The sequence below is a fragment of the Cyclobacterium sediminis genome, from assembly GCF_054781075.1.
Map to the genome: position 1 here is coordinate 1249615 of NZ_BAAGVC010000003.1, position 7989 is coordinate 1257603.

Consider the following 7989-nt stretch of genomic DNA (forward strand, 5'->3'; position numbering starts at 1 on the left):
GAAAAAGCAGCAAAGATAGATTCTCTTGCATTATCCACCGAAGGTCTCCTTGACTAATTCAACTTAAAGATAATCACTTTCCAATAAAAATTTAATTTCTTAGGTTTGATTATAACAATTTGAAAAATAAATGGGCATAAATAAAAAACAAGCGCCTGAAATTAACCAAGCGCTTGTCTCATTTTAATAAGGAAGAAAATCAGAATATTAGATCAAATCTACACTTCGTTTAACAAAGGCTGTCAAGGCTTTGCCTGTTAACAATCCTTGAGAAACCAAAGCCAGGTCGAATGCTTGCTTGGCAAGTTTCAATTGTGCTTCTTCATCTTCAGTTTTCAAAATTTTATCTATCACCGGGTGATTCCCGTTGATTCCGACTTTATAATTGTCCGGCATGGCTCCATAAAAGCCCATTCCGCCACCATTTTGAGCCATGTCTTTCATCCTACGCATAAATTCATCCATGGTAATGGTCACTGGCATTTCCTCAGGACTTGCGCCCTCTACTTCTACCGAATAAGATTGATTGGCAATGGATTTTTCAAAAATCTCTTTTACCTTCTTGGATTGATCTTCGCTCAATAGGTTTTCATAGCCACCTTCTTTTTCAATAAGCTTATCCACCACATCAGCATCCACCCTCTTCAAACTGGTATTTTCCAGCTTGCTTTCAATGTTTTGGATAAAATGACTGTCTATTGGTGAATCCATCAACAACACATCATAATCCTTTTTATTGGCAGACTGAATGAAAGTATCTTGCTTGTCTGCATCTGTTGCATACAGGTAAACCAATTTATCATCTTTTCCTGTCTGTAGAGGCTTCACTTTTTCTTGGTATTCGTCCAAGGTAAAATATTCCCCATTGGTATTGTTCAGCAAGACAAAATCTTTGGCTTTCTCATAGAATTTGTCTTCTGAGATCATGCCATATTTCACAAAAAGACCAATGTCCTTCCATTTGTCTTCATAAACTTTCCTGTCTTTTTTATAAAGCTCTCCCAGTTTATCGGCTACTTTCTTGGTAATGTAGTTATTGATTTTCTTAACATTGCTATCTGCCTGTAAGAAACTTCTAGATACATTTAGCGGTATATCCGGTGAGTCTATTACCCCATGAAGTAACATCAAAAATTCAGGCACAATGTCTTTTACTTCATCCGTAATAAATACCTGACGACTAAAAAGTTTGATTTTATTCCTTTGAAGCTCAAAGTCATTCTTAACCTTAGGAAAATACAATACTCCGGTAAGGTTAAAAGGATAATCTACATTCAAATGAATCCAAAAAAGTGGGTCTTCACTCATTGGATACAGTTCCTTATAAAATTTCAGGTAATCTTCATCGGTAAGTTCACTAGGGGATTGGGTCCAAATAGGATCGGTTGTATTGATGATATTATCAACCTCTACGGATTTATATTTCTTCTCTCCTTTATCATCCACACCATCCTCTACACTTTCCGTCTTGGTGCCAAATCGAATCGGTACAGGTAAGAATTTAGCATACTTGTCTAAAATTCCCTGAAGCTTGAATTTTTCCAGAAATTCTTCCGATTCGCTATTAATATTTAAGGTAATCTCTGTACCTCTTTCTGTCCTTGTCCCTGGGGAAATTTCAAACTCAGTACTTCCATCACAAGTCCATTTGGCAGGTTCTGCACCATCTTGATAAGACAATGAGTCTATCTCAACGGTATCGGCCACCATGAATGCAGAATAAAAACCCAACCCAAACTTACCAATGATCTCATTGGCATCCTTGGCATCCTTGAATTTTTCCACAAATTCGGAAGCTCCCGAAAAAGCGATCTGATTGATGTACTTTTTGATTTCCTCGGCTGTCATACCCAAGCCACGGTCAGTAATTTTGATATACTTTTTATCCTTATCAAAACTTACATCTATGGTTAAGTCTCCTAACTCACCTTTGTACTGACCCAAAGTAGCCAACCTTTTGATTTTCTGTGTCGCATCCACTGAATTGGACACCAACTCTCTTAAAAAGATTTCATTATCAGAATACAAGAATTTCTTGATAATGGGGAAGATATTTTCGGTGTGAATCGAAATTGTACCTTTTTCCTGCATGGTATTTTTTATTTTTATTTAAACAATGTCAATTATTTTGATTCCCTTAAATCAAGACTTGTTCCAAACTCACTTTAATGTCAAATTGTCAGTTCTTGCTTAGAGACTGATGTAAAATCAAGGCCTAGAGGTTAAATTTTCTCCTTGTCTAATTTATAGTCTCCGTTTACAGTAATTTAAGAAAAGGAATGAAAATATTTTAGTATTATGCCGTTCCATCAAACCCAATTGAGCATGCGTTCCATTATTCTCTCAATCCTAATGAACCTGACATTGTTTCTAGGAAGCTGTCAAAGCGAAGCCCAGAAGACCGACAATTCAAAAAAAATGCAGCTTTGGTACACTTCTCCTGCCGATGAATGGCTGGAAGCACTACCTATAGGTAATGGGAGATTAGGCGCCATGATTTTTGGCGGAGTGAAAGAGGAACAAATTCAACTCAATGAAGAAAGCCTTTGGGCAGGTATGCCGGAAGACCCTTACCCCGAGGATGTACAAAAGCATTATGCAACCTTCCAAGAATTGAATATGGAAGGCAAATACGAAGCAGCTTTAAATTACGGTATGGAACATTTGGCCGTTTCGCCTACTTCCATTCGGTCCTATGAACCCCTTGGGGAATTGCATATTACTTTTGACCATCAAAAATCTCCTGAAAATTACCGCAGGACCCTAGACATGGAAACCGGCATTATAACTTCCACCTACACTATTGATGGGAAAAGATACCTACGGGAAGCATTTTCTTCCGACAAATACAATGTAATTTTTTATCGTTTTGAAAGTTTAGATGGAGAGCCGATCAACAGTACCATTCGTTTTGATCGAGAAAAAGACATTGTTCAAAGCATAGGAGAAGGCGAAATACTATTTGTGGATGGTCAGGTATTTGACGACCCTAACGGTTATGATGACAATGTAGATGGCTCAGGTGAACCCGGCTTGCACATGAAATTCGCCTCTCAAATAACGGCTACTTTGGATGATGGCAGCATCAGTGGAAAGGAGAACACCCTCAAGATCGAAAACAGCACAGGGTATACGGTTATTGTCAGTGCAGCGACTGATTATAATTTAGCCAAGCTGAACTTTGACAGAAACATTGATGCAAAAGAGAAGGCCTTAAAAACACTAGTTGGCGCTCTGGAAACAGCTTATAACACAGCTAAAGAGGCGCATACTGCAGCACACAGTGAAATGTTTAACCGGGTAGCCCTATCTTTAGGAAGCCCACTTCAGGACACCATTCCTACCGACAAACGACTAGATCAGGTGCGAGAAGGCACCAATGACAATCACATTACGGAATTGTTTTTTCAATACGGCAGGTATCTATTGATGGGCAGTTCTGTCAACAGGGCCATCCTACCTGCCAATTTACAAGGCATCTGGAACAAAGAGATGTGGGCTCCCTGGGAATCAGACTTCCACCTGAACATCAACTTGCAAATGAACTACTGGCCTGCTGATCAGACCAACCTGTCCGAGGCCTTTATTCCATTGTCCAATTTCATGGAGAAATTGGCAAAAAACGGAGAGACAACGGCAGAAAAATTCATTGGATCCTCTGGATGGATTGCCCACCATGTTAGCAATCCTTTTGGAAGAACGACTCCATCCGGATCTACCAAGGACTCTCAAATGACCAATGGCTATTCCAACCCACTTGCCGGAGCATGGATGTCCCTTTCCTTATGGAGGCATTATGAGTTCACGCAAGACCAAGACTATTTAGAGCAAACTGCTTATCCTGTCCTGGATGGTGCCGCACAATTTATTTTGGACTTCCTAAAGGAGAATGAAAAAGGTGAATTGGTCACTTCCCCTTCTTACTCACCGGAAAACGCCTATATAGACCCAAAAACAGGTAAAGCCACAAGAAACACAACTGCTGCAAGCATGGACATCCAAATCATCAATGACATCTTCAATGCCTGCCTAAAAGCAGAGGAAATCATAGGTAACAAGCAATTGACTGTAGCCATAGAAAAAGCATCCAACAAATTACCACCGATCAAAATCGGGAAAAACGGCACCCTTCAGGAATGGTATGAAGACTATGAAGAAGTGGAACCCGGCCACAGGCACATGTCTCATTTGTATGCCTTGTATCCTTCCAACCAAATTACACAGGCTACACCTGAATTATTTAAAGCAGCAGAGAAAACCATTGAAAGGCGATTGACTTACGGTGGCGCCGGACAGACCGGATGGAGCAGGGCCTGGATCATCAATTTCTTTGCCCGCTTGCAAAAGGGAGAAGAAGGACTTGAGCATATCCATGAAATGATGGCCACTCAATTGTCTCCAAATATGTTTGACTTGCTGGGTAAAATTTTCCAGATCGAAGGCAATCTTGGGGCTACAGCAGGCATAGCAGAAATGTTAGTACAGTCACACGAAGAAGGAATTATCCGATTACTGCCAGCCCTACCTCAAGCATGGAACACCGGTAAAGTAAAAGGACTCAAGGCCAGGGGCAACTTTGAAATAAGCATGGAGTGGGAAGCCGGTAAACTCAAAAAAGCCGAAATTTTGTCCATTTCAGGTGGCAAGACAAAGGTTATATATCAGGGCAAGGAATATGAAATAGACCTTGAAAAAGGAGCTTCACAAGTGCTTTTATAAATTATAAGATCTGAGGGTGATACCGTTCCAACCAGTTAAACTTCATTTTAGAACAGCCAAAGAAGCCTATAGGGCTTCAACAACAATAACCGTGCGGTGTCAACCCACGGAAACTGACAAAATCTCCTCTGATGATCGTTTTTTCTTGGAATTGAATTGACCATAAACCCTAATCTCAACTCGGTGAGGTAATTTCCACCTATCCTCACTGTTCATTCCCCCCCCTGAGTGTAAAGAAAATCAGGGCAGGCTTAACCCAAAAATGAACCAAAAAGGTCAAGGCTGTCAAATCTTATTTCAAATGATAGACAAGGCTTAGGGTTAATAGGTCATTTACATTACCATCATTTGATTTTTGGAGCTGAATTTCGGGCTAAAAATGAGTGGATCTCCTTGTTGGAGCTAACTCATTTTTTTACCACCCGCTACCCATCTCCAAAAATCATAACCTTTGAAGGCCAAAATTTACCTAAAATATCATGCGCTCATTGAAGTGCTTCCTTAACAAGTCTAAAAATCCATTTAGACTCACCCTTCCAGGTTCCGTTAATTGTAACACGCCTATATCAATACCAAATATTAATTTTTACGCAAACAATAAACTCCGATGATCACAATCGATGTACCTAATTGTTGAACACATAAAGAAGCCTGAAGGGCTTCAATAATAATAACCGTGTGGTGGCAACCCACGGAAACTTGATTATACTGACAAAATCTTAACGTCTATTTTCTAACCTGATCGTTCCTTATTTCACTTGATCTCACCAAGCCCTGACAGGGCGAAATATACCAGCCAAGGGTGTCAGCCCTTGGTGTGAAAATTATAGCGCCATCTTGATTTTGGCGGTATTGTTGCTTATTTCTGCAACAATACTGACAAAATCTTAACGTCGCTTTCCTAAATAAAAACCAAATCCTAATCAATATGCAAAACTAAAACCCCGGCAGGGGTGACATGATTATAGCCGGTGGCCTCAGCTACCGGAATGGTGAATAAAACGTTAATCGATTTTGGCGGCATTGTTGCTTATTTCCGCAACAATGCTGACAAAATCATAACCTATGAGATAGCTAAACGTTTCTTATTGGAAAATTCGGATTGTATTATCCCATTTAATCATTATTGCAAAAGAACCTAAAACCATGAATACGGACACAAATAAGAAAAACGCCATCGACTTTTACAAAACTGCCTACCTCGGGAAGCCAAAAGAGGCGGTAGAAAAATACGTGGGTAAAGAATACATTCAACACAACCCCGCAGTAGCCAATGGCCCACAAGGTTTTATTGATTATTTTGATAAAATGCAGCGAGAATACCCCGATAAATCCATCGAATTTTTACGTTGTATTGCTGAGGGTGACTTGGTAGCCCTTCATACCCGGCAAATCTGGCCAGGAAACGACCAATACGTCACCATGGACTTTTTCAGATTTGATGAGGCCGGTAAAATCTGCGAACACTGGGATTCCATCCAACAAGTACCTACCGATGCCGCCAATAACAATAGCATGTTTTAGTTTTATTGTTGGTTTTAGGTAATTGCATTTTGCATGTATTTCACTTTTAAATTCCCTTTAAATACGAAGGAGTAGATGCAATCTACTCCTAGTAGGGCAGGGGATAAACAAGCTATTTGAATAATCTTAACCAATTGAATTATAACCTTATCTGTTTGGCTTTTTTTCCAATCATTACTTGATAGGCATCTTTCATTTCGTCCGGAAGAAAGCTTTTTTCCAAGAAATCATGCCATTTAGGCATCGCTTTTTTGAAACGTAGGAAGATGTTATCGAAAGCTTTTTGATCAATTTCAAACCTAGCCATAGCTGCTTCAAAATCCTTGCGAGTTATTTTCTTTTTCTTACCATTTAGGGTAAGTGCTAATTCTTCGCTATCTCCTTCAACAACCAATTGAGCTGCTATCATGTCGTAAGCAGGGCTCAGGTTGTACCCCTTTTCCGGATCTTTAAACAGGGAGAAGTTTTTCATGTGCATGTCGTTGTTGCCGGTAAGGTAGCAAAACACCACCTGCTCAAAAAAGTTGATGATATCAAATCCAGGATTGCTCGAATACTGAACCAATGCTTTTCCAATCTGTTCATAGGAACCACGATATTTCGATTCTGTTAACCGATCGGTCAATTGACACATGTCTTCCATGTGGTATTTTTGTTTTCCTTTTCTATCTATTCGTTTGGTAATGTAAGAAAGTTCACCTGACTTTAGCCGTATCAGAGAATGCGGGACCGTCCTAATACCTGCTATAGCTGCCAGATGCATCGTGAGATCTTCCAGCTCCGGCAAACTTTTATAATGCTCACTGGGTGGTTTCAAAATATATTCTCCCCAAAAACCCATAATAGTCAGTTTTTGAGGCTTATCTTTTTCATCAATGGTTTGTAAGCCTAAGGAGAGTTTTGCTTGGACTCCGGGCACAGTCGATTGACTCTGTATGATCTTTTCAGCCAGTTCCAACATCTGATCATTTGTATATTCTAATAGGGGAGGAAGAGGCTTACCGAAAATTTTCTTGCTGCATTTTGAGTGAAAATCTATTCCGCCCCCATCCAGTTTCTGGTAACAGTATAAACAGTTTCTCTTACTCATTTTCATTGTACTCTTCTTCTATGGATTGAATGCTCACTGCACCTATGCAGTCCTGACATGTTTTAAGTAACAAACCCATTCGATCACGGGCATTTAGTTTCCAGTTTTTTTCAGCGATATCCAATAACCACCCTTCAGGTATCAAACCGTCAAAAAAGGGGAAAAGCACTTTATCCTCAAATGGCTTTTCCTGCAGTGGAAGTGTCAAACTTACGGGCTCTGCATTGTCTTTTCTCAGATAATCATTACTGTATTGAAAATGATATCCTTCCTCATCCTCTTTAAGGGTTCCAGCCCAATTATTATACATAAAAACTTTAGCCTTTCTCATGGATCAGTTTATTTCGGTTCATTGGCACTGGCCCAAGTTCAAAACCAAACAATACCAGTACCTGGTTAACTTTATCCATTTGAAGGGAAGGTTTATCACGTTCTAATTCGCGTACAAAGCGCAACCCTACGCCAGCTTTATCTGCCAGCTCTTTCTGGGTTAGCCCTAAGTCCTTTCTTTTTTCTTTTACAAACCTACTTAATAAAAGTGCATTTGAGTGATTTCCTGAATTCATTCGTATATAATTACCCGTTCGGGTACAAATATACGAAATCGAGTAATAATATACCCTATCGGGTATAAATTATATCATCAAGTTAAAATT

6 protein-coding genes are annotated in these 7989 nt (G+C 39.7%); 2 read left to right on the forward strand and 4 right to left on the reverse strand.

All coding sequences use genetic code 11. The features are described from left to right. Positions 1-207: 207 nt before the first annotated feature. On the reverse strand, positions 208-2091 hold the full coding sequence (htpG, locus tag ACYVHJ_RS07475; RefSeq protein WP_460513676.1) for a heat shock protein Hsp90 family protein: 1884 nt from the start codon (positions 2089-2091) through the stop codon (positions 208-210). Positions 2092-2325: 234 nt separating this feature from the next. On the opposite strand from htpG, the gene ACYVHJ_RS07480 reads away from it, so the two are divergent. Together ACYVHJ_RS07480 and ACYVHJ_RS07485 are read left to right on the forward strand one after the other, a co-directional pair. Further along, positions 2326-4719 carry a glycoside hydrolase family 95 protein gene (locus tag ACYVHJ_RS07480; protein ID WP_460513678.1) on the forward strand — a complete coding sequence of 798 codons (2394 nt, stop codon included), beginning with the start codon at positions 2326-2328 and terminating at the stop codon, positions 4717-4719. A gap of 1146 nt (positions 4720-5865) precedes the next feature. Then, complete coding sequence (locus ACYVHJ_RS07485) at positions 5866-6243, forward strand: nuclear transport factor 2 family protein (protein WP_460513680.1); 378 nt, start codon at positions 5866-5868, stop codon at positions 6241-6243. A gap of 139 nt (positions 6244-6382) precedes the next feature. On the opposite strand, the gene ACYVHJ_RS07490 is transcribed toward ACYVHJ_RS07485, so the two are convergent. From ACYVHJ_RS07490 to ACYVHJ_RS07500, 3 genes are read right to left on the reverse strand one after another with little or no spacing between them, the layout of a single operon-like run. After that, on the reverse strand, positions 6383-7333 hold the full coding sequence (locus ACYVHJ_RS07490) for a type II toxin-antitoxin system HipA family toxin (protein ID WP_460513682.1): 951 nt from the start codon (positions 7331-7333) through the stop codon (positions 6383-6385). Continuing rightward, positions 7326-7664, reverse strand: coding sequence for a HipA N-terminal domain-containing protein (locus ACYVHJ_RS07495; RefSeq protein ID WP_460513684.1), 339 nt, complete (start codon positions 7662-7664; stop codon positions 7326-7328). The genes ACYVHJ_RS07490 and ACYVHJ_RS07495 overlap by 8 nt, the downstream gene beginning before the upstream one ends. Then, positions 7651-7899 carry a helix-turn-helix transcriptional regulator gene (locus ACYVHJ_RS07500; RefSeq protein WP_460513686.1) on the reverse strand — a complete coding sequence of 83 codons (249 nt, stop codon included), beginning with the start codon at positions 7897-7899 and terminating at the stop codon, positions 7651-7653. Before ACYVHJ_RS07500 ends, ACYVHJ_RS07495 begins: the two co-directional genes overlap by 14 nt. Positions 7900-7989 lie beyond the last annotated feature (90 nt).

Excerpts from the sequence above, each read along its gene's own strand:
- ACYVHJ_RS07480 (WP_460513678.1), top strand. The coding sequence starts at position 2,326 with ATGCGTTCCATTATTCTCTCAATCCTAATGAACCTGACATTGTTTCTA.
- htpG (WP_460513676.1), bottom strand. The coding sequence starts at position 2,091 with ATGCAGGAAAAAGGTACAATTTCGATTCACACCGAAAATATCTTCCCC.
- ACYVHJ_RS07485 (WP_460513680.1), top strand. The coding sequence starts at position 5,866 with ATGAATACGGACACAAATAAGAAAAACGCCATCGACTTTTACAAAACT.
- ACYVHJ_RS07490 (WP_460513682.1), bottom strand. The coding sequence starts at position 7,333 with ATGAGTAAGAGAAACTGTTTATACTGTTACCAGAAACTGGATGGGGGC.
- ACYVHJ_RS07500 (WP_460513686.1), bottom strand. The coding sequence starts at position 7,899 with ATGAATTCAGGAAATCACTCAAATGCACTTTTATTAAGTAGGTTTGTA.
- ACYVHJ_RS07495 (WP_460513684.1), bottom strand. The coding sequence starts at position 7,664 with ATGAGAAAGGCTAAAGTTTTTATGTATAATAATTGGGCTGGAACCCTT.